Origin of the sequence: Xylanibacillus composti (assembly GCF_018403685.1) — a bacterium.
GTDB lineage: Bacteria > Bacillota > Bacilli > Paenibacillales > K13 > Xylanibacillus > Xylanibacillus composti.
Genome location: NZ_BOVK01000022.1, coordinates 50,735 through 72,663, shown reverse-complemented (window position 1 = coordinate 72,663; position 21,929 = coordinate 50,735). Strand labels below are relative to the sequence as shown.

General features: G+C 52.4%; 17 protein-coding genes, 1 tRNA gene and 1 other RNA gene. 4 read left to right on the top strand and 15 right to left on the bottom strand.

The window, feature by feature from the left end:
* Positions 1 to 131: 131 nt before the first annotated feature.
* Both XYCOK13_RS09085 and XYCOK13_RS09080 read left to right on the top strand, forming a co-directional pair.
* Positions 132 to 977, top strand: a complete 846-nt coding sequence (locus XYCOK13_RS09085) for a recombinase family protein (RefSeq protein WP_213411816.1) — start codon at positions 132 to 134, stop codon at positions 975 to 977.
* A gap of 99 nt (positions 978 to 1,076) precedes the next feature.
* Positions 1,077 to 2,678 carry a recombinase family protein gene (locus XYCOK13_RS09080; RefSeq protein WP_213411815.1) on the top strand — a complete coding sequence of 534 codons (1,602 nt, stop codon included), beginning with the start codon at positions 1,077 to 1,079 and terminating at the stop codon, positions 2,676 to 2,678.
* A 49-nt stretch (positions 2,679 to 2,727) separates the two neighbouring features.
* On the opposite strand, the gene XYCOK13_RS09075 is transcribed toward XYCOK13_RS09080, so the two are convergent.
* The 12 genes from XYCOK13_RS09075 to XYCOK13_RS09020 form a co-directional block, all read right to left on the bottom strand.
* Positions 2,728 to 3,687 carry an Abi family protein gene (locus tag XYCOK13_RS09075; RefSeq protein ID WP_213411814.1) on the bottom strand — a complete coding sequence of 320 codons (960 nt, stop codon included), beginning with the start codon at positions 3,685 to 3,687 and terminating at the stop codon, positions 2,728 to 2,730.
* A 314-nt stretch (positions 3,688 to 4,001) separates the two neighbouring features.
* Positions 4,002 to 4,365, bottom strand: a transfer-messenger RNA (tmRNA) gene (gene ssrA, locus XYCOK13_RS09070).
* Positions 4,366 to 4,564: 199 nt separating this feature from the next.
* Positions 4,565 to 5,041, bottom strand: a complete 477-nt coding sequence (gene smpB, locus XYCOK13_RS09065) for an SsrA-binding protein SmpB (protein ID WP_213411813.1) — start codon at positions 5,039 to 5,041, stop codon at positions 4,565 to 4,567.
* 256 nt (positions 5,042 to 5,297) lie between these two features.
* Entirely contained in the window at positions 5,298 to 7,697 is a 2,400-nt protein-coding gene (rnr, locus tag XYCOK13_RS09060) for a ribonuclease R (RefSeq protein ID WP_213411812.1), read from the bottom strand.
* 594 nt (positions 7,698 to 8,291) lie between these two features.
* Positions 8,292 to 8,528: a preprotein translocase subunit SecG gene (secG, locus tag XYCOK13_RS09055; RefSeq protein ID WP_213411811.1), complete on the bottom strand. Its 237-nt coding sequence runs from the start codon at positions 8,526 to 8,528 to the stop codon at positions 8,292 to 8,294.
* Between the two features lie 214 nt (positions 8,529 to 8,742).
* Complete coding sequence (locus XYCOK13_RS09050) at positions 8,743 to 9,507, bottom strand: sugar phosphate isomerase/epimerase family protein (protein WP_213411810.1); 765 nt, start codon at positions 9,505 to 9,507, stop codon at positions 8,743 to 8,745.
* A gap of 334 nt (positions 9,508 to 9,841) precedes the next feature.
* Positions 9,842 to 11,128 (bottom strand): phosphopyruvate hydratase, encoded by a 1,287-nt coding sequence (eno, locus tag XYCOK13_RS09045; RefSeq protein WP_213411809.1) that lies wholly within the window; start codon positions 11,126 to 11,128, stop codon positions 9,842 to 9,844.
* A gap of 31 nt (positions 11,129 to 11,159) precedes the next feature.
* On the bottom strand, positions 11,160 to 12,692 hold the full coding sequence (gene gpmI / locus XYCOK13_RS09040) for a 2,3-bisphosphoglycerate-independent phosphoglycerate mutase (RefSeq protein WP_213411808.1): 1,533 nt from the start codon (positions 12,690 to 12,692) through the stop codon (positions 11,160 to 11,162).
* Position 12,693: 1 nt separating this feature from the next.
* Complete coding sequence (gene tpiA / locus XYCOK13_RS09035) at positions 12,694 to 13,446, bottom strand: triose-phosphate isomerase (protein ID WP_213411807.1); 753 nt, start codon at positions 13,444 to 13,446, stop codon at positions 12,694 to 12,696.
* Positions 13,447 to 13,465: 19 nt separating this feature from the next.
* Positions 13,466 to 14,647 carry a phosphoglycerate kinase gene (locus XYCOK13_RS09030; protein WP_213411806.1) on the bottom strand — a complete coding sequence of 394 codons (1,182 nt, stop codon included), beginning with the start codon at positions 14,645 to 14,647 and terminating at the stop codon, positions 13,466 to 13,468.
* Positions 14,648 to 14,757: 110 nt separating this feature from the next.
* Positions 14,758 to 15,762, bottom strand: coding sequence for a type I glyceraldehyde-3-phosphate dehydrogenase (gene gap / locus XYCOK13_RS09025; protein WP_213411805.1), 1,005 nt, complete (start codon positions 15,760 to 15,762; stop codon positions 14,758 to 14,760).
* A gap of 72 nt (positions 15,763 to 15,834) precedes the next feature.
* Positions 15,835 to 16,860 carry a sugar-binding transcriptional regulator gene (locus tag XYCOK13_RS09020; protein ID WP_213411804.1) on the bottom strand — a complete coding sequence of 342 codons (1,026 nt, stop codon included), beginning with the start codon at positions 16,858 to 16,860 and terminating at the stop codon, positions 15,835 to 15,837.
* A 219-nt stretch (positions 16,861 to 17,079) separates the two neighbouring features.
* Here XYCOK13_RS09020 and XYCOK13_RS09015 point away from each other — a divergent pair.
* Both XYCOK13_RS09015 and clpP read left to right on the top strand, forming a co-directional pair.
* Positions 17,080 to 17,151, top strand: a tRNA-Arg gene (locus tag XYCOK13_RS09015).
* 139 nt (positions 17,152 to 17,290) lie between these two features.
* Positions 17,291 to 17,911, top strand: coding sequence for an ATP-dependent Clp endopeptidase proteolytic subunit ClpP (gene clpP / locus XYCOK13_RS09010; protein ID WP_280520890.1), 621 nt, complete (start codon positions 17,291 to 17,293; stop codon positions 17,909 to 17,911).
* 1,037 nt (positions 17,912 to 18,948) lie between these two features.
* On the opposite strand, the gene XYCOK13_RS09005 is transcribed toward clpP, so the two are convergent.
* From XYCOK13_RS09005 to XYCOK13_RS08995, 3 genes are all read right to left on the bottom strand, one after another.
* Positions 18,949 to 20,733 carry a stalk domain-containing protein gene (locus XYCOK13_RS09005; RefSeq protein WP_213411802.1) on the bottom strand — a complete coding sequence of 595 codons (1,785 nt, stop codon included), beginning with the start codon at positions 20,731 to 20,733 and terminating at the stop codon, positions 18,949 to 18,951.
* A 75-nt stretch (positions 20,734 to 20,808) separates the two neighbouring features.
* Positions 20,809 to 21,573, bottom strand: coding sequence for an SIMPL domain-containing protein (locus XYCOK13_RS09000; RefSeq protein ID WP_213411801.1), 765 nt, complete (start codon positions 21,571 to 21,573; stop codon positions 20,809 to 20,811).
* Positions 21,574 to 21,671: 98 nt separating this feature from the next.
* A complete protein-coding gene (locus XYCOK13_RS08995) occupies positions 21,672 to 21,917 on the bottom strand; it encodes a Ger(x)C family spore germination C-terminal domain-containing protein (RefSeq protein WP_213411846.1) in 246 nt (81 codons plus the stop codon).
* Between the last annotated feature and the right edge of the window lie 12 nt (positions 21,918 to 21,929).

The window sequence follows — 21,929 nt, the reverse complement described above, 5'->3', positions numbered from 1 at the left end:
TGAATCAGACTTATTTGTCATGACAGCGAATAATTACGGCGGTGAGATGCGCCGATCCCACTTGAAAGGAGGTGAGATCTATGACGCAAGGCAGTACAATAACAACTCTACAGATAAGGAGCATTGATAACATGAACGTAGTGACTTACCTACGTGTATCGTCTGAACAGCAAGCAGAACGTCAACTATCCATTCCAGCACAAAGGGAAGCTCTTGAACGCTATGCATTAGATCGGGGCTGGAAGATCATTAGGGAGTACGTAGATGAGGCGAAGTCCGCCAAGTCAGATGATCGACCAGAATTCCAACGAATGATTGCGGCGGCGCAACAGACCAACAAGAGCTTTCAAGCGATTCTGGTCCATAAGTTTGACCGCTTTAGTCGTAATAGAACAGATCATGTCGTATACAAAGCCCTGCTCAAGAAGCAAGGCATCGTTGTTTTATCAGCTACTGAACCGACTGAACCAGATACTCCCCATGGACTACTCCTAGAGGGAATGCTTGAGGTCATATCTGAGTTCTACCACATGAATCTTAAGCATGAAACCATTAAAGGCATGAAAGAGAATGCCCTACAGGGATTCCACTGTGGTGGACGCGCTCCATTCGGCTACCGATTAGTTAGGACGGGTAGCAAGGTCAATTACGAACTCGGACCTGATGAGGAGGTGAAAATTATCAAGCAGATATTCAGCATGGCTGCGCAAGGTATGGGTGGGAAGAAGATAGCCCGCTTTCTTAATGAGCAAGGAATTCCCGCTGGTCGAAAATGGATTGCATCGACCATACTAGCCATCCTAAACAATGAAGCATACTTAGGTCATCGAGTATGGAATAAGAAGATGGAAACGCGAGGACGCAATAGACCACAATCGGAATGGATTATATCCGAGAACAGTCACCCCGCTATCATTGATAAGAAGATATGGGATGCAGCCCAAATGGAACTGCATCTACGCAGACTAAAAATATGAACCTTGCCATTCATTACGTTGGTTCAAGCAGGTATACCCATTGTGGTGTATCTGCTTTTTTTATACCAAAAAAACACTATACAAAGGAGCTGTTAGTCAATGAAAGTAGCAATCTACGCCCGCGTATCATCAGACCGTCAAGCAGAAAAGGAGCTTTCCATTCCTGCACAAGTGAAGGCAATCCAGCAATATTGCCAAGAACGCGGTTACATCATCGTAAATGAGTATATCGAAAAAGGGAGGTCAGCGAAAACCGATGATCGTGAAGAGTTCCAGAAGATGATTGCCGTCGCCAAGCGCAGCAATCGTCCATTCGATGCTATTCTTGTTCATAAGTTTGATCGTTTCTCCCGCAAGCGTGATGATCATGTTATCTACAAAGCTTTACTTGCTCAAGTCGGCGTTAAAGTCATATCCGTTACTGAACAAACCGAAGCAGAAACGCCCCAGGACAAACTTCTGGAAGGTATGCTGGAGGTTATGTCCGAGTTCTTCAACGCCAACCTCGCCACAGAAGTGCGCAAGGGTATGACTCAGAACGCCAAACAGGGATATAACAATGGAGGCACTCCACCCTATGGCTATCGTACAGAACATGTTGCTGTCGGTGCTCAGAAGACAAAAGCTGTATGGGTACTTGGACCACGTGAAGAAATTGATATTGTACGCTGGATTTTTAAACAGTATGCCTATGGAAGTATGGGCTATAAGAAGATCGCAAATCAACTTAATGAGAAAGGAGTACCAACACAGAAGGGAGGTCAGTGGTCAGCCAGTACAATACGTGCCATTATTTTTAATGAATCATACATCGGGCGTAAAGTCTGGAATAAGCAGGATTACCAAACGAAGGGTAAAAAGTGGCGGGATCGCTCAGAGTGGGTGATTACAGAAAATGCTCATCCATCCATTATAACAGAAGAATTGTTCAACCTGTGCCAGGAGAGGGCTAAGGCACGTAATAAAGGTGGCGGCGAGACATATAAACCATTTCATACATGGTCTTATTCACCGTTTTGGCTACGTGGTATCTTCATTTGTGATAAATGCGGTTCTCGAATGGTAGGGAATTCCACATCGACACGAAGGAAAGGCGGTGGACAACGTTATTATAGTTGTGGTGGATATCAACGAAAAGGAAAGGAATTTTGCCCATATGTCGGCTGGAGAAAGGAGCAAGTTGAAACGACTGTTTCGAATAAAATTAAAACCACCTTGCTGCGATTGTCAATGGATAATCAGCTTCAGCAAGAAATTGAACGTTATTCAAAAGAAAAAAATAAATACGTTCTTCAATCTGCAACTACACTTGAAAATGAAATTAACTTTCTTGTCAAGCGCATTGAATTAATGGAACAGGACATGATAAATGGAATAGGAAAACCATATTATGCTGACATCATTCAAGAAATGAAAGCTGAGCTTACCGATAAAGAAACTGAATTAGCAATATTGAATAGTTCTGTAGAAGAAATAAATGTTCCCGATTCATATATTGCTACTGTTAAATATGACATCCAAACCATTCTTGCTTTAATGGAATCAGAGGTGCCCGATCCACAACTATTGAACCAAGTCCTTAAGAAATATGTTGCAAATATTTTTGTTCATAGGGCGTCCAAAATTATCCACATCAAACTGCAATTCGTATCAGAGGAAAATGCCTTATTTGAAAAGACCATCGCAGTACAATTAACATAACAGATAAGGACAAGGGGGCAGTTCAAATAATTACAAACTGCCCCCAATATCAATAATAACTTTCCCAGTTAGCAGGGAAACCCATCTTATTCATCACATCTGTAATATTCACTGACGAGAACTTCGGATTGTAATTATCAAACAAACGTTTCAATTTTCTTATAAGTGACTTATGATCTTCTTTTTTAATAACTAATTTCAAGAACGACACAACAGTAAATATATTCCCTCTATCCAAATGCGAACTATTTATATTTAGGTGATTCGAAATCTGTGCACTCCTAGCGGGCTTATGAATTCTGAAGCTATATAACCGCTCCTCATGCGCACAAACATTTCTGAAATAATTGACTGTCTTCAAAACATTTGCTAATTCATCAGACGTAAATTGAATCGTAAGATTATAGCTTTTGTTAAATGGAATGGCAAAATCTTTTGCGATACTGTTCTGAAGAGATGAATCTAAACAATCAAAAAAGTATTGGATGTTTCCAATTGTTAGATAATTCACAAGAACCCAAATCGGCACTCCATCGTGATTGTCCAAATAATGCTTAATAGGACCGTTCCGATCAGCGTTTTTTGAAATCAAATTTGAAATGGTTGCAATTAATTGCAGAATCTTCTTGAGCTTTCCTGGATCACGGGAGAAATTCCCCATTTGTAAGTATGCATTAGGTTCCTTATGCTCTTCCGAAAACCTATATGAAATCTTCGACTTGATGCTGCTTTCAAATTTCAATAGATATTCTATTAATATGTTACGCAACTCGCGGTCAAAACAAAACAAGTAATAAATTTCCTCAAATGTAACTCCATTCTTATACTGCTCAGGAGTTATCACCTTTCCAGTGTTATTTACTTGAAGAAATATGTCTTTATATCCATTAATCAGAGAATAGTAATTCTCTGTTTCGAGAATTCTAGTGGCTCTCGAACCATTATTAATGATTAGCCCTCTCGATCTTAGGATCTTTAACTGCTGTCTAAAGGTTTTGAATGGTTTCATAAAGTCCTTCCCATAAAATAAAATAGCCCAGTCCTCGTAAGGAACATGGGCCTGATCACTTAAGATCATTATATTTTATGCCAATCTGATTGTCAATATGCATGTCCATTCCGCCTAAATCTTCAGGAAAGTTATACTTATTATGCGTAGTGTTAATTCACAGACCGCAACGAATAGAACACGAAATTCCTCGCTATACATGGTCAGGCGGCGGGAATACCCTTGTACATCATACTGTCATTAACCTCACTGTATAGCGAATTTTCCTTGAAACTGCAAAAAAGCACCTAACACGGTGCTTTCTCGCATGGTATTGGTGGAGGCGAGGGGAGTCGAACCCCTGTCCGAAGATATCGCCACATAAGCTTCTACGGGTGTAGTGACTTATGAAATATTCGCCTAGAGCGCTGCTAAGTCACCCACTACGCTTTAGGCTAGTCTGATTGTCTTCTTCCGTGGACCCCAGACGGAGACCCAGCGGCGTATCCCACTAAAGTTGAGCCCTAGTCCCAGCACATGGGCGATGCTGAGGTAGAGCACGCGTGCAGGTTATTAAGCTGCTACAGCGTAAGAAGGTTGTTGTTTGCCAGTTATTATTGGCTTTGCGTTTTATAGTGGACGACCCCACTACCCGCTACTCATGCGCAACCTACCCCCGTCGAATCCAAAAACGCCCCCGAGGTATGAAAAAACATGCGCTGCCGCAGACAATTTCTAGCACAGACAAAGCCCGTGCTTCACTGGCTCACAACCCTATTATAACACAGTCCCGCTCCCTTCACAGGAAAGGTTCATGGAAGGGCTGGCGGCCGCTGCCTTTGCTTCCGTTCGCCACGGAACACAACAGAGAAGCAGCTTCTTCATCATCTGCACAATTTTAGCGCGCCACCTTCTGCTTCTCGCGCAGCGCGCGCTGGATGTCACGTTGCGCATCGCGCTTGGCAGCCGTCTCGCGCTTGTCGTACTGCTTCTTGCCCTTGCCGAGACCGATCAACAGCTTGGCGAAGCCGTTCTTCAAGTAGATCTTGAGCGGCACGAGCGTGTAGCCCTCCTGCTTCGAGGAGCCAACCAGCTTGGCGATCTCCTTCTTGTGCAGCAGCAGCTTGCGGGCCCGCGTCGGATCGGGATTGTGGATATTGCCTTGCTCGAACGGGCTGATGTGCAAGTTGTGCACGAACGCCTCGCCATTGCGAATGGTGGCAAAGCTGTCGGTCAAGTTCGCCCGGCCGTTGCGCAGCGACTTAATCTCGGTACCGGTCAGCACGATGCCGGCTTCATACGTCTCCTCGATGAAATAATCGTGGGACGCCTTCCGGTTTTGCGCCAGCACATTGTCCGCCTTCTTGTTCCCCATTCCGCATTCCTCCTCCTTCGCACGAGCGCGCCTGCCCCTTGCACTCCCTACTATACGCAGCCGCTGGCTGCAAGATGAGTGGGACGCGACAATTTCAAGCTAGATATTCATTCTAACAAAGCCCCCCAGGCAAAATCAAGATGCCACTCCTATCACGGTGAAAAAAATCCACTTGCCAGACCGGCCAAACAAGCGGCCGCCAGAGCAAGCGGATGGAGGAACAAGCAGCGCAACTGCGCCGCCACCTGCTCCCTGCTTACTTCTTCTTTCGCTTGGAGGCCTTCTTCGCCACAGCTGCCAGGCCATTCGCCTTCTTCCCGGACTTGCCTCGTCCTGGTCCAGACTTGTCCCGGCGCGGCGCCGGCTTGCCCTTGCCGCCTCGGCGCTTCTTGGCCGGCTTCCCGCCCTCGCCCGGCGGGCGGTTGAACCACTGGCCCTCCTGCGGCTGTTCCGGCGTGAAAACCGCAGATTCCCCGCTGCGTGCGCGACGCTTCTTGCCGTCGACGAGGCTGACCTTCTCCTTGCGCGGCTTCATATCGACCATTTCGAAGTCGATGGTATAGTCATCCAGACTAACGCGCACGACGCGCACCTTCACCTCGTCTCCGATCCTGAACACGCGCGAGGTGCGTTCCCCGATCAGCGCCATGTGCAGCTCGTGGAAGTGATAGTAGTCGTCGGTCAGATCGCTCAGGCGGATCAAGCCCTCGACTGTATTGTCCAGCTCGACGAACATGCCAAAGTTGGTCACGCTGCTGATGATGCCCTCGAATTCCTCGCCGACCTTGTCCATCATGAACTCGGCCTTCTTCAGCGCTTCCGTATCGCGCTCGGCGTCTACTGCTACCCGTTCACGCTCTGAAGATTGCTGGGCAATGTCCGGCATCCGCTCTTCCAGATAGCTGTGCCGATTCTCCGGCAGCATGCCGTTGTTCAAGATCACTTCCCGCATAATGCGGTGAATGACCAAGTCTGGATAACGGCGAATCGGCGAGGTGAAGTGGCTGTAGAATTCCGCCGCCAACCCGAAGTGCCCGCGGCTCTCCGCATCATATTTCGCCTGCTTCATGGAGCGCAGCATCATCGTGCTGATGACCGTCTGCTCCTTCGTTCCCTCAATCTCCTCCAGCAGCGTCTGCAGCGCGCGCGGATGTACGGTATTGCCCTTGCCGCGCACGGCATAGCCGAAGTTGGAGACGAAGTTGACGAATGTTTGCAGCTTCTCTGAATCCGGGTCCTCATGAATCCGGTACAAGAACGGCACCTTCAGCCAATGGAAATGCTCGGCTACCGTCTCATTCGCCACAAGCATGAACTCCTCGATCAGCCGTTCTGCCACCGAGCGCTCCCGCTTGACGATATCAATCGCCTTGCCATTCTCGTCGACAATGACCTTCGACTCCTGGAAGTCGAAATCGACCGCGCCGCGGTTCATCCGCTTCTGCCTCAGCACGGCGGCCAGCTCCTCCATCAAGCGGAAGAACTCCACCAGATCCGCATACCGCTCCATCACTTCGGCGTCCTGATCGACGAGAATCTTGCGCACGTTCGTGTACGTCATCCGTTCCTTCGTGCGGATTACACTCGGGTAGATGTCATGGGCGACAACCTTGCCGGTATGATCGATTTCCATCTCGCACGTCATCGTCAGCCGATCCACCTGCGGATTCAAGCTGCAGATGCCGTTCGACAGCCGATGCGGCAGCATGGGGATGACCCGGTCGACGAGATACACACTGCAGCCGCGAGCATAAGCTTCCCGATCAAGCGCCGAGCCTTCGGCCACATAGTAGCCAACGTCCGCGATGTGCACACCGAGCTGGTAGTTGCCGTTCGGCAGCTTGACGACATGCACGGCGTCATCCAGGTCCTTCGCATCCTCGCCGTCAATCGTCACGATTGTCTCGCCGCGCAGGTCGCGACGTCCGGCAAGCTCCTCCTCGCGGATCGTGTCCGGGGCGGCCTCAGCCTCGGCCATGACCTCATCCGGGAACGATTCCGGCAGCTGATGCTTGCGGATAATCGACAAGATATCGACGCCTGGATCATCCTTGTGGCCAAGGACCTCGACCACTTCGCCTTGCGCCGCTGAACGGCCTTCGGGGTACGTCACAAGCTTGACGACTACCTTCATCCCCGAAACCGCACCCTTAAAGCCTTCTTGCGGAATGAAGATATCCCGTGTAATCCGCTTGTCATCCGGAATGACGAAGGCATAAGTCTCGTAGCTTTCGAATGTGCCGACAATTTGGGTGTTCGCCCGCTTCACGATGCGCACGACTTCCCCTTCCATGCGCTGCGTGTCGGCGCCCTTCGTCACGCGGACGAGCAGCGTGTCACCGTTCATCGCACCCTTCAAATCGTTCGCATGGATGTAAACATCCGCCAGCTCGCGGTCCTCCGGAATCAGGAACCCGAAGCCCTTCGCATGCGCCTGCAATCGTCCCTTGATCAGATTCATGCGCTCCGGCACGCCGTAACGCTCTGTCCGCGTACGAATAATTTCCCCTTCATCTTCCAGCCGGTTGAGCAGCTTCAAGAGCTCCTTGAAGTCCGCCGCATTGTCTATGCCAAAGTGTCTCTCCAGCTCCTGATACGTCATGGGCTTGTACGCTTTTTCCCGCATAAAATTCAATAAATCCTGGTCCGTTACCATTCGCGTTCACCTCTTTCTATCTATACCCATTATCCGTTCATTGTACACCAATGCGGAATACAAAGGAAAATAAGCCCTCCAGCCAATGACAAAACAGCCGTCAGCACGCCTGCTGCCCACACTTGTCGTCAATGTTATTGTGCATAACTTGCCTAGCACATCGTTTGGGTCTCCACCGCTAGCCGACGCGCCAACATTTCGGCACTGTGAAAGCTAACGGTCACTAATGTCCGCTAGAAGCAAAAACAAACCGAAACCGAGATTCTAACGGATGCGAATGTCCATCAGCGCATCGATTCGTGCCAAGATTGCGCCTTCATCACTCCTAATGGACACCAACGACCGTCACATTTGGAAATTGCCTCTTTTCGTCCTCTAACGGTCAACAATGTCCGCTGCGATACGCGATCAGCTCTCATTCCACCGGCGCGACAGCATGAATGAATGCACTTGAACGACCCGCCACCTGCACTTCGCAATCCTCCATCCAGCGCTACCATGGCGACGGACGATTGAGCATGCTGTCAACCACCGCAAATGAGCATAAAAAAACAGCAGGAATAGCATTCCCTGCTGTGATTCGCGTTATGTTTATTATCTGAATACCTCGTAAGAGACGAGAAGCGAGAGCAAGAAAAATCCAACTGCTACCGCAATGGTGACTCTGGACAGCAGCAAGTCCAATCCGCGAGCCTTCTGGCGCCCGAACAAATGCTCAGCACCACCCGTAATGGCACCGGAAAGTCCAGCGCTCTTGCCCTTCTGCAGCAGTACGACGAGAATCATACCAAGCGAGAAAATAATCAACAAAACCTTAAAAGCCAAGTGCATCACTTACACCTCCTGCTACCCGTTGCTTGCGTGTTCGGTCAAAACACAGTACACTTATCATAGCATACCCGGCCTGAATTGACAACCATGCCAATGCGTCAGCGCTTACAAAAGCGCCAGACCCAATTAAAAAGACGGAAAGCAACCCGCCCGCCGCATAACCATTGCCATGCATGCGATACCTGCGTTTTGCTTCCCGCCTTGACCTTGCTTCTTACGCAATACCAATTGACTTTAAGTAATCCATGCTCATCTGAATGCTCTCGAACGGCGGACGCTCGCAGCGGTCCTGCTCGACGAGATAATACTCAATGCCGACCTCTTCGGCTACGCTGAAGATCGACGGATAGTCAATCGAGCCCTGACCGACCTCAGCGAAGAACTTGCGCTCATCCTTGGTCATGTCCTTCACGTGAATGATCGGACAGCGGCCCTTGTACTGCTGCAGATACGCTTTCGGATCAAGTCCGGCCTTCGCCACCCAGTACAGGTCCAGCTCCGCCACCATCAGCGACGGGTCGAGCGATGCATACAGCCGATCGAGCGCATAGTCGCCGTCCACCTTCTCAAATTCAAAGTCGTGGTTGTGATAGGCCAGCTGCAGGCCGTGCTTCTTCAGCTCCTCGCCGACCTTGCGGAACGTTTCTACCATCTCGATGAATTTCTCTTGATTGGTGAAGCGCTCCGTTTCCAGCCACGGGCAAATGACGTATTTCTGCCCAATCTCAAGCGAATACTCGATTTGCTTCTGCAGGCTGTCCTCATTTTCCAAGATCGTCATGGCTACATGGCTCGAAGGGGAAGAGATGCCAAGTCCGTCCATCACACTCTTCAATTCCTTCGCCGGCAGATCGCCATATCCGGCGAACTCGACCACCTTATACCCCATCTCGGCCACCTTCTTCAAGGTGCCCGTGAAATCCTTCGCGGTCTCATCCCGCAATGTATACATCTGCAATCCAACTGGAATCTTTGCCATACGCTTTTGCCTCTCCTTTCGCCTCGTCCCTGCAGGCTGTTCTGATGATGATATGCCCGCGAAAGTGAATGAAACTCCGAAGATGCTTCCTATTACTTTCGCAGAGCCTGACATTCTACCCGCGAAAGTGATGTGAAGCTCCGATATTTGCTCCTATTACTTTCGCGGGGCCCGACATTTTGCAAATTAGCATGTACAGACCCATTATGCCAAAAAAAGAGCAAGATTCCTATTCACGATTGTGCGGAATCCTTGCTCAATTTTGCCCTGCTTATTCGTTTCTATGCCAGATGGCGAACGAGTGGGAGAATCTGCTATGGCCCAACCCGCAAGCTTACTTCTTCAGATTGTAGAACGCGCTTTGGCCTGCGTATTGTGCGACGCTGCCAAGCTGGTCTTCAATGCGAAGCAGCTGGTTGTATTTAGCGACACGGTCTGTGCGGCTAGGCGCACCGGTTTTGATTTGACCGGCGTTCGTCGCCACTGCAATATCGGCAATCGTGGAGTCTTCGCTCTCGCCGGAACGGTGAGAGATAACCGCTGTATAGCCTGCGCGCTTCGCCATTTCGATTGCGTCGAACGTCTCAGTCAGCGTACCGATTTGGTTCACTTTGACCAAGATAGAATTGCCAATGCCCTTCTCAATGCCAGTAGACAGGCGCTTCGTATTCGTCACGAACAGATCGTCGCCGACGAGCTGTACTTTGCTGCCCAGCTTGTCGGTCAAGAGCTTCCAGCCTTCCCAATCGTCCTCGGCACAGCCGTCCTCGATTGTAATGATCGGGTATTTGTCTACCCAAGATGCAAGCAGATCTACGAATTCAGCGGAGGTAAAGGACTTGCCTTCGCCTTCCAGATGGTACTTGCCATCCTTGAAGAACTCTGTGGAGGCGATGTCCATGCCAAGGAATACATCCTCGCCAGGCTTGTAGCCAGCGCGCTCAATTGCGGAGATAATGACCTGAATCGCTTCCTCGTTGGAAGCCAGGTTCGGCGCGAAGCCGCCCTCGTCGCCTACAGCTGTGTTCAGGCCTTTTTCTTTCAGCACTGCCTTCAGGTTGTGGAAGATTTCTGCGCCGGTACGCAGCGCTTCACGGAAGGAAGCCGCGCCTACAGGCAGAACCATGAATTCCTGAACATCCACGTTGTTGTCGGCGTGCTCGCCGCCATTAACGATGTTCATCATTGGCACAGGCAGTGTCTTCGCATTGAAGCCGCCCAGATAAGAATAAAGGGTAACGCCCAGCGCTTCTGCAGCCGCACGCGCATTTGCCATGGATACGGCAAGAATTGCGTTGGCGCCCAGCTTGCCCTTGTTCTCTGTACCGTCAAGCTCGATCATCTTCTGGTCGATTGCCACTTGGTCAAGCGCGTCGAGACCGATCAGCTCAGGTGCAATGATTTCGTTCACATTTTCAACGGCTTTCAGTACGCCCTTGCCAAGATAGCGGGACTTGTCGCCGTCGCGCAGCTCCACCGCTTCATAAGCGCCAGTCGAAGCGCCGGAAGGCACGATGGCGCGGCCTACAGCGCCGGATTCCAAATATACTTCTACTTCTACAGTCGGGTTGCCGCGGGAATCAAGCACCTCGCGAGCGTAAATGTCCGCAATAATCGTCATCGTTCACGTCTCTCCTTTTTTTATCCTTTAATCAAATTAATGATTGACCGGTCATTTCCTCTGGCTGCGGCAGCTCCAACAGCTTGAGCAGCGTTGGCGCCACATCCGCCAGAATGCCGCCCTCCCGCAAGCTTACGCCTTCCTTCGTCACGATGCAAGGGACCGGGTTCGTCGTATGTGCCGTATGCGGGCCGCCATTCTCATCGCACATGATGTCGGCATTGCCGTGATCGGCAATGATCATGGCCACTCCGCCCTTCGCCAGCACAGCATCGACTACCTTGCCCAGACATTCATCCGTCGCTTCGATCGCCTTGATCGTCGGCTCCATCTTGCCGGAATGGCCTACCATATCCGGATTGGCGAAATTGAGAATAATGGCGTCATGCTTGTCGGCTTCGATTTCCTTCACCGCGGCCTCTGCCACCTCATACGCGCTCATCTCCGGCTTCAGGTCGTACGTCGCCACCTTAGGCGAATTAATCAGCACCCGCGTCTCGCCCGGAAGCTCCTTGTCGCGGCCGCCGCTGAAGAAGAAGGTGACGTGCGGGTACTTCTCGGTTTCTGCAATGCGCAGCTGCTTCTTGCCGTGCTGCACAAGCACCTCACCGAACGTGTTGTCGAGGTTTTTCGGCGAGTAGGCGACATAACCGCCAACAGTCTCGCTGAACAGGGTCATACAGACGAAATACAGGCCCTTCGGCGGGTTCTCGCCCCGCTCGAACGAACGGAAGTCGTCGTTCGTGAACACCTGCGACAGCTGGATCGCGCGGTCAGGTCGGAAGTTGAAGAAGATGACCGCATCATTCGACTCCACCAGTCCGACGGGCTTGCCGTCTTCATCCACCATCACGGTCGGCAGGACGAACTCGTCATAGACGGACTGCTCGTAGTTCTCAACAATGGCCTGCACCGGATCGCGGTGAGTCGGACCGTCTCCGTAGACCATCGCGCGGTACGACTTCTCGACACGATCCCAGCGCTTGTCGCGGTCCATCGCGTAATAGCGGCCTTGTACGGTCGCCACCTTGCCTACGCCGCTGTCCTTGATATACGCCTGCAGCCGCTCCATGTAATGCTTTGCGCTGTCAGGCGCCACGTCGCGGCCGTCCAGGAACGCATGCACGTACACATCCTTCAGTCCTTCGCGCTTCGCCAGATCAAGCAAGGCGAACAGATGGTCAATATGGCTGTGCACGCCGCCGTCTGAGAGCAATCCATAAAGATGCAGCTTCGTGCCGTTCTCCTTGGCGTGGCGCACCGCCTTCCGCAAGGTTTCGTTCTCGTAGAAGTCCCCTTCGCGAATCGACTTGTGAATGCGGGTCAAATCCTGATACACGATGCGGCCCGCGCCGATGTTCAGATGGCCGACCTCAGAGTTGCCCATCTGACCTTCCGGCAGGCCGACTGCCTCGCCGCACGCCGTCAGCTGCGTATGCGGGTATTGCGTCCAATAACGGTCGAAGTTCGGCTTGTTGGCCTGCGCTACTGCGTTGCACGTATCGTCTTCACGCAAGCCGAAGCCGTCCAGGATGATTAAAGCTACCGGTTTTGGTACGCTCATCTTAGCGCGCCCCCTCAACAAGCTGAATGTAGGAATTCGGCTCGAGGCTCGCTCCGCCTACCAACGCCCCGTCGATATCGGATTGGCTCATGAATTCCTTCACATTTGCCGGCTTCACGCTGCCGCCATATTGGATGCGGACCGCCTGCGCGGTGCTGTCGCCGAACTTGGCAGCGACTTGCTCGCGTATGTAGCCGATCACCTCATTCGCATCCTCAGCCGTGCTGGACTTGCCTGTGCCAATCGCCCAGATCGGCTCATAAGCGATAACAACCTTCGCCGCCTGCTCAGCCGTAAGGCCTTCCAACGCCGCGTCCGTCTGCACCTTGCACACTTCCTTCGTCCGTCCGGCTTCGCGCTCTTCCAGCTTCTCGCCAACGCAGACGATCGGAATCAAATCGTACTGGAACGCCGCCTTCGTCTTCTTGTTCACCGTCTCATCCGTTTCCGCGAAGTAAGCGCGGCGTTCGGAATGGCCGATGATGACATATTTGACGCCGAGATCCTGCAGCATCACGCCGCTGATTTCCCCCGTGAAGGCGCCGCTTTCTTCCCAGTGGAAGTTCTGCGCGCCTACCCGGATCGTCGTGCCCTTGACAGCTTCCACCAGCGCCGGGAGCGCAGTGAACGGCGCACAGATGACGCTTTCCACGCCGCCGACCTCTGCCTTGCCCTTGACAGCCTCGACGAAAGCTGTCGCTTCGGCGGCTGTCTTGAACATTTTCCAATTTCCTGCAATAATCGGTGTTCTCACGTTCCTGCCCACTCCTCTCTTACTTGTCGTTCAATGCGACTACGCCCGGCAGCGCTTTGCCTTCCATGAACTCCAGCGATGCGCCGCCGCCCGTGGAGATATGATCCATCTTGTCGCCCATCTCGAACTTTTCGACTGCCGCTGCGGAATCGCCGCCGCCGATTACCGTATATGCCGGTGTCGTCGCGCAAGCTTCCGCTACAGCACGCGTGCCGTTAGAGAATGGCGCCATCTCGAACACGCCCATCGGACCGTTCCAAACGACCAGCTTCGACTCGTGAATCGTCTTCGCATAGATTTCCCGCGTCTTCGGACCGATGTCCACGCCTTCCCAATCCGACGGAATGGCAGTCACATCGACGACTTTGGTGTTGGCATCCACACTGAAATCGTCTGTCACGACGATATCTTGCGGAAGCATGAAGTTGACACCCTTCTCTTTCGCTTTCTGAATAAAGCTCAGCGCCAGATCCAGCTTCTCGTTATCTACCAGCGATTTGCCGATCTCGTATCCTTGCGCCTTGAAGAAGGTGTAGGAGAGGCCGCCGCCGATAATAATATTGTCTGCAATGTTCAGCAGGTTCTCGATAACGCCAATCTTGTCCTTGACCTTCGCACCGCCTACGATGGCTGTAAACGGACGGTCCGGGTTAGACAGCGCCTTGCCCAGCACTTCGAGCTCCTTCTCCATCAAGAGACCCGATACCGCCAGCAAGTGATGGGCGATTCCTTCTGTAGACGCATGCGCGCGGTGAGCGGCTCCGAATGCATCGTTCACATACAGGTCTGCCAGCTCAGCGAACGCCTTCGCCAATTCCGGATCGTTCTTCTCTTCGCCTGGATAGAAGCGAACATTCTCCAGCAAGAGCACGTCGCCTTCATTCAGCTGAGTTACCAATTGCTTCACATTCTCGCCAATGGCTTCATCAGCCTTTTGCACCGGCTTGCCGAGCAGCTCGGACAAGCGTGCGGCCGCTTGCGTCAGACGCAGCTCCTCCACCACTTCGCCGTTCGGGCGTCCCATATGGCTTGCGAGAATCACCTTGGCGCCGCGCTCGATCAAATATTGAATCGTCGGCAAGGTTTCGCGAATCCGCGTATCGTCGGTAATTTTTCCGTCCTGCTGCGGCACGTTGAAATCCACGCGCACGAAAACTCGTTTCCCTTGTACTTCTACATCACGGACGCTTTTCTTGTTCATGACGGTATCCTCCTTCATTCTTTCACACTTGTGATCTCGCGGGTTCCCTATAATCAGGGAAAGAGGAGAATTGCTTCTCCTCTTGGTTCCCTTATTGATTTTTTTCAGTCTTACAGACCTTTGCTTGCGATGTAGGAAGCGAGATCCACAACGCGGTTGGAGTAACCCCACTCATTGTCGTACCAGGAAACAACCTTCACCATGTTGTCGCCTACAACCATTGTGGACAGGGCGTCAATCGTGGAGGAAGCCGGATCGCCATTGTAGTCGCTCGAAACAAGCGGCTCCTCGGAATAGTTCATGATGCCCTTCAGCGCGCCTTCGGAAGCTTCTTTCAGCGCAGCATTGACTTGATCTACAGTTACGTTCTGGCTCAGTTCTACAACGAGGTCCGTTACGGATACGTTCGGTGTAGGAACACGCATAGCCATACCGTTCAGCTTGCCCTTCAGTTCAGGCAACACGAGAGAAACAGCTTTCGCTGCGCCTGTTGTGGAAGGAATGATGTTCTCTGCAGCAGCACGCGCGCGGCGAGCGTCCTTATGAGGCACGTCCAGAACGGACTGGTCATTCGTGTAAGAGTGAACTGTAGTCATCATGCCCTTTACGATGCCGAACTTGTCATTCAATACTTTCGCGAATGGCGCCAAGCAGTTCGTTGTACAAGACGCGTTGGAGATGACCGTATGGCTTGCCGGATCGTACTTGTCTTCGTTTACACCCATAACGATCGTGATATCTTCGTTCGTTGCCGGAGCGGAGATAATAACCTTCTTCGCGCCGCCTTTCAGATGCGCTTCCGCCTTTTCCTTCGCAGTAAAGATACCTGTGGATTCTACTACGATCTCAGCGCCAGCCTCACCCCAAGGCAGGTTTCCAGGATCGCGCTCGGCGAATACTTTCACCAGCTTGCCATTTACCTGCAGACCGCCTTCTGCAACTTCTACCGTTGCGTCAAGTCTGCCGTGAGTCGTGTCGTATTTGAGCAAGTGAGCAAGCATCTTCACGTCTGTCAGATCGTTAACCGCCACCACTTCTACTTCCGGATTGTTCAGAGCAGCACGGAACACGTTGCGTCCGATACGTCCAAATCCATTAATGCCAATTTTAACCATGTTAATGTCCTCCTTAAAAAAATTATGTTTGCGTTTATCTCAAAACGGTGCATAAGCTCCGTTATGAAAACATTAAGATAAGTAATGCAGAATTTGCTCTGCTGCGGCCTCGTCCGTAACCAGTATATCCTCATGGCCGAATCGCAAGACAGCCGCTATCGCTTCGCCCTTGCTCTTGCCGCCGGCCACGCCGATGACCAGCTCCGTCTTGTAGATGTCCTCCAATCGGAGACCGACGGTTGGAATGTTGTGGACTACATGCCCTTTATGATCGAAGTAATAGCCGAATGCTTCGGCCAGCGCCCCTTCCCGGGCCAGGCTTTCCTTCATGGCGGAATCCACATTGCGCCGCGTCGCCATCACCATAGCGTCTCCGATGCCGTGCACCACGATGCGGGCCTTGCGGATTATCGCAATCAGCTCGCGGATATTCGGCTCCTGTATCAAAGATTGGTACGCGTCCTCGCTCAGATGGTCAGGCACATGCAGCAGCCGGTATTGGCCGCCGGTTCGCTTCGCCATCGTTGAGGCAATGGAATTCGCCTGCAGCTCGACATTCTCGCCAAGCCCGCCGCGCGCCGGCAAAAACCACGTGCCGCGAAACGCCGACGAAGCCGTTAAGCATTCAGCGATTTCCGCCATCGTCGAACCGCCTGCTACCGCAATCACATCCTGCGGCTGGACAACCTCGCGCAGCGCCGCAGCACCCGCTCGTCCCAGCTCCTTCTTCGCCAAGATCGACTCGTCCGAGTCTCCAGGGACTATGATCACTTGCTTCAATCCGAAATGACAGCGAATCCGCTCAGCCAGATCAGTCAGGCCGAACAGCTGGCGAATATACGGCTCCAGTCCCTCTAGCAGCTCCTCGCCCGCTGCTGTAATATGCATGCCGGTGCTGTTCGTATCGAGCAGCCCCTGCTGCTTGAGGATATCGACCTCGCTGCGCAGCACCCGCTCCGTCATATGTACGGACTGGGCTAATGTCCTTCTTCCTATGCTGCCGCTAAGCTTGATATGATGGAGAATCGTATACCGCTTCTTCATGACGTCCATCAGCTCGGGAAGAAGCTGCTTCTGCAATTCCAGCAAACTGCTCAAATTTCTCCCACCCCAATCCGAACATGGCGCCATGAGATTTATCGGGGAGCTCGCGTCACTGCTGGACATTATATGTCCCAGACCAACATTTTTCGTCCCACCCTCGACAATCTTTATTCTATTGGATTTATTGCCAAATTGCAAGCGACAGAATGCCCCTTGCTTTTTTCCCCGAGATCGCCTATAATTAGTTTCGCTGTCTCCTCTACGAACTAGTATGCGCTCGTGGTCCAATGGATATGACGCAGGCCTCCGGAGCCTGAGATCGAGGTTCGATCCCTCGCGAGCGCGTTTCTCTACATGTTGCCGCCACAATGAAGGTGCACTGGTAGTCCGGTAGAACGACTGCATTTTTTTTGATTCTAGTTTGACCTTTCTTGACCTTTGGTATTGAAATCAGGTATAATAAAATACGTAAAGGCTTTTGAATATACAGGAACAGGTAAAGGAGGAAAGCCTCATGAGTTTTGTGCCTTATGTCGTCGAACAAACCAACCGCGGAGAGCGTTCCTATGACATTTACTCCCGGTTGCTCAAGGATCGGATCATTCTGCTCGGCACACCTGTCAACGATCAGGTGGCCAATGCGATTATTGCGCAAATGCTGTTTCTGACTGCGGATGATCCCGAGAAAGACATTCACTTGTACATCAACAGCCCCGGCGGATCGATCACGGCCGGTATGGCGATTTTTGACACGATGCAGTTCATTAAGCCGGACGTCTCCACGATTTGTGTGGGCATGGCCGCTTCCATGGGGGCCTTCCTGCTCGCAGCCGGCGCCAAGGGCAAGCGCTTTGCCCTGCCGAACAGCGAGGTTATGATCCACCAGCCGCTCGGCGGCGCAGAGGGCCAGGCTTCGGACATCGAGATCCGCGCGAAGCGCATCCTGAAGATGCGCGACAAGCTGAATCAGATCCTGTCTGAACGTACCGGCCAGCCGCTGGAGCGCATCGAGAAGGACACGGATCGCGATTACTTCATGAGCGCTGCCGAAGCAGCCGATTATGGACTGATCGACAAGGTCATCACGAAAACAAGCGAAGCGTAAGCCGGCACGTCTGCTGAGCACGCTAAGACTGCGCGATAAGGCTGCCCATCGGCACCTCATGTCTGGCGGATTGAACGGAGAGAATCGAACGATTCTCCCGGAAGCCGCGATATGGGCCAGGGGCGGCCTTTTTGCTTTGGAAGGCCTGACTGCTTTCACCGCTTTCTTACTTGCCGCTCGCCGTTGCCCACCACATCGCCTTAACACCACACACCGTCGCCCAATCCCTTCATGCCGTCCGTCTGCACCTCCTCCTATTGATGCTTTGCCCCACCACATTCGCCTGAGCATCTCGAACCGTCGCCGCCGTCCCCTTATATCTTCCGCTGTCCCCCTCTATCAATTGCCTCCTCCTCATGCCATTTTGCCCGAGCACCACACACCGACTCCACATCCCTTCTGACCCTCCGTCTGCACCGCCTGATATCGACACTCCGCTCGCACCCTCCGCCTGCACATCTACTCTACGTTGAAAGGTTGCTTCTCCCCGCCTTTCCTGCAAACTGCCGCAAGTAGAACCAAGTGTCGAAATAGCGGAATAAATTGGTCTTCAAACAGCAGGATCGGATGGATCGTATGAATGAAGACCAAAATTTGGACCTATCCCCGTTCGCATACCCGAATGAAACAAATCCCCATGCGGATACGACCAAAAAATTCCGCTAATCATCGGCCAAAATGAGTTATACGGCGCCATAAGAACAGTAATTCCCGTTATCCGTGCACCACCCCCCATGAAACCTGACTTCAAGGAATCTAGCGCCAGCTCCCACCGACACCCACCAGCCCCGCCGCCCATACTCCGAATAAAAAAACATGGTCAATAGTGGGAGAACCGTTTTTTTTGACGGGGTCATTGCCTCTAAAGCCGCCACGTTCTCCCGGCTATCTCCATCGTAATACGCCCATAAAAATAAGGCCAACCAGAACCTGGTTGACCTTATAATGCGAAACCCGGCTCCCTGCTGACACATTCGATCAGCAAGGATACCGGATTTTTTTGACATAAGGAGAACAGGGAATATAATGCCCTGTCTTTACTCCTTCCGCAGCGGGTACATAACGAGACTGATCGGGAAAGCAGACCCCGCCGGCGGGATAAATTCCACTTCAAGCGAGCGTTCCTCGCCAGTTGTGCGGTGCAGCAGAAGCACACCGTCATAGGCGGTCAGCGTGCCGCTTTGCGGCGCAAGCACCATTTTGCCGTTAATCTTGAAGACGCCCTTGAACAAGCCGCCTCTTGCCACGATGCCCAGCGCCATTTCGCCCGGGTTGTCGATGTGCACCTTGTAAGTGACGCCATAGTTGCCTTTGTTCGTGACCGACTCGCCCCGGAACACATCATAGCCCTGCACGTAAGGATCGGTCGTGCCATCGGCAATCAGCATATGGTGAGGCTCCCGCATGGTCGCCGCGTTAACCCGTTTGATGACATCCGATTGCACGAAGGTGCCGCGCACATGTCCGTTGTAAGGCAGTTCTCGTCCTCGCTGCACAACTTCATTCAAGCCGTCTGAGCGATGAGAGGCCACGACACTCACCTGAAGCCGACCATCCGTCTCGACATCATAAATCATATTGATACCCTGATAAGGATACATCGTCGGCATTTGCATAAATAACCGAGTCTCCCCAGGAGGGACAGTCACCGTCTTGTTGAACGGGTCTCGCAACAGGAAATCAACCGCAGCCTGATAGCCAATCAAATGCGCATACAGGTTCGGATATACCTCGCCTTTGTTCGTCGCTCTCAGCGTAACCGGATCACGGCCGGGATTAGTCAGCATGACAGCGACCGTGATCGGCTCATCCGTACCGTTCAGGTGATGCGCATAAATGCGCGCTTTGCCCTGGATCGTGTCGCGATACAGGACGCCTTCCTCCGTAATCGTCTCCGGGCTGTCGCTGACCAGCAGCTTGCGATCTTCTACCGGGAGAGTCTCCCCGTCAACACGAGGCATCCGACTCACATAACTGCGGAGCGCTCCGCTCATCGGAACGATCGAACCGATTTTTCCGTAATAGAATGGATATTCTTCCTCCGTTAAGTAAGGAATATCGTCTATTTTCAGCTTGCGGGTGTAAGGGGGACTCACATTCCCTTGGGAATCGGTCACCCGCAGGGTAACTTCATATTCACCGGGCCGGAAATAGGCGGCCTGCTTGCCTGACCATTCATACTTGACGAGTCCGTCGCCGTCAGCATCATAGCTGAGATCCACGGTTTCGACAGGCTCTCCCAATCGGTAGCTGGGCTTGGTGAACGCGAACTTGGCAGTAGGCAGGGAATTGCCAGTTTGCGTATTGTAGATGGAACCCGGCAAACGCAGAAAGGTCACTTCTATCTTGCGGATATTGCTGTCATAGCTGTACTGAGCACCGATCAAATCACAAATCCAGGACATCTGCACCAGCAGCGTGCCTTCCTTGATTGCGGCCACCGAATCCCATGGCAGAAACGCGCCGTTCAAGTAAGCAGTCCCGGCCTTCTGATCCAGCAAAACCGTACTTCCGCCGGGAAGCTGCATCTCAATTGTTTGCGTAGCTTCATGCCAGATGACCGGAAACCCGAAGGAATCGCCCAGAAACTTGGCGGGCAGGAAAGTCCGGCCATCAATCGAGGTAGCAGGATATGCCAGATCAACCGGCTCTCCATTCAACAACGCCTGCTTGCTGTCCAGATATAGGGCAACCTGTACCGTAGTGCCCCCCACGCTATTATTAGGCGATCCTGCTGCCGCGGCCGGCAATATGCCAAGCGCACTCATCATCAGAACGGCTGCCAGTACAGCCGCTATATTCCTCTTCCAACTCCAGCTCATTCATGCTATCCCCTTTTTTCGCGTATAGTGCTTTGTTTTATTCTCCCTATTTATTCTCGTCAGACACACGAAAGCTTAAAACGAATATTGTACCGTAACAGTCGTGCTGATCGTAAGCTGACCAGCTGAAATCGGGGTAGACACCGCTTGCTCCGTCGTCAGCTCCACCATCTTCCGCGCAGGGAACAGCCCGTTGTCAGGCATGCTCACTTGCCCTTGCGAAACGTGAAGCACCTGCTGAACGGTGCGATTCTCGGTCTTGGCGATTGCCTCGGCCTTCGCACGCGCATTCGCCATCGCCTTAGCCAGCACGTCGATTTCATATTGTTCGGATTTCTCTGTGCCGAAGCGTATGCCGTTAATCTGGTTGACCCCGGCCCGGGAAGCCGCGTCGAGCAGCGGACCAATCGTTTCCAGATCCCGATAAGATACTTGAATCGCGTGCGTCACCGCATAACCGGTCACTTTAGGCCCCTGCTTGTCTGAATAGTCGAATTCCGGATTGACGTGGAAACCCGTAGTCTGCACATCTTTGGGATCAAGCTTGTACGTTTCGAACAGAACCTTCTCAAGCTCCTGGAAGGCTTCGGCATTCTCCGATTGCGCGGCCTGCGCGGTCGCGGCGCGGGTTTGGATACCTAGCTGCACATACGCGATATCCGGCGCAATCTCCATGGAGCCTTGGCCAGTGACGGTAATCGTACGCTCTGTCCCGACTCCTCCATCTGCAGCTGCTGCCGGTCGTGATTTCAACCATTCGCCCCCTTGCATGAAAGGGGAAGCCGCCAGCAAACAAGCCGCTACAGCAACAGCAAGCCCAGCTTTCCTCCATGCTGTCATTTTTCCTGCTCACTCTCCTGTCTAGTGAAATAATTGAATTACACAATTAGACGCCCACTACTAGCAAAAGTTGCACGAAATCCGCCCCATAAAATCGCCTAGTCAATCAGCCCGCTTCCCTCCAGCGTGACCTGCACGTCCGCACGAATGCCTGCATCGGGATAAGCGGCCTTCCAGTCCTCCCACTCCTGTTCGTCCGCATGCATGGCCCGGTAACGCAAGCCGAACCCTACAGGATCCATACCCTGCTGCTGCGCTTCCTTCAGAATGCGCTCCAGCTGCTCGCTGAACGTGCGGTTGATCCGATCCTGAAGCCGCCGCCAGAGACAGCAGGCCGGGCATATGGCCTACATGCG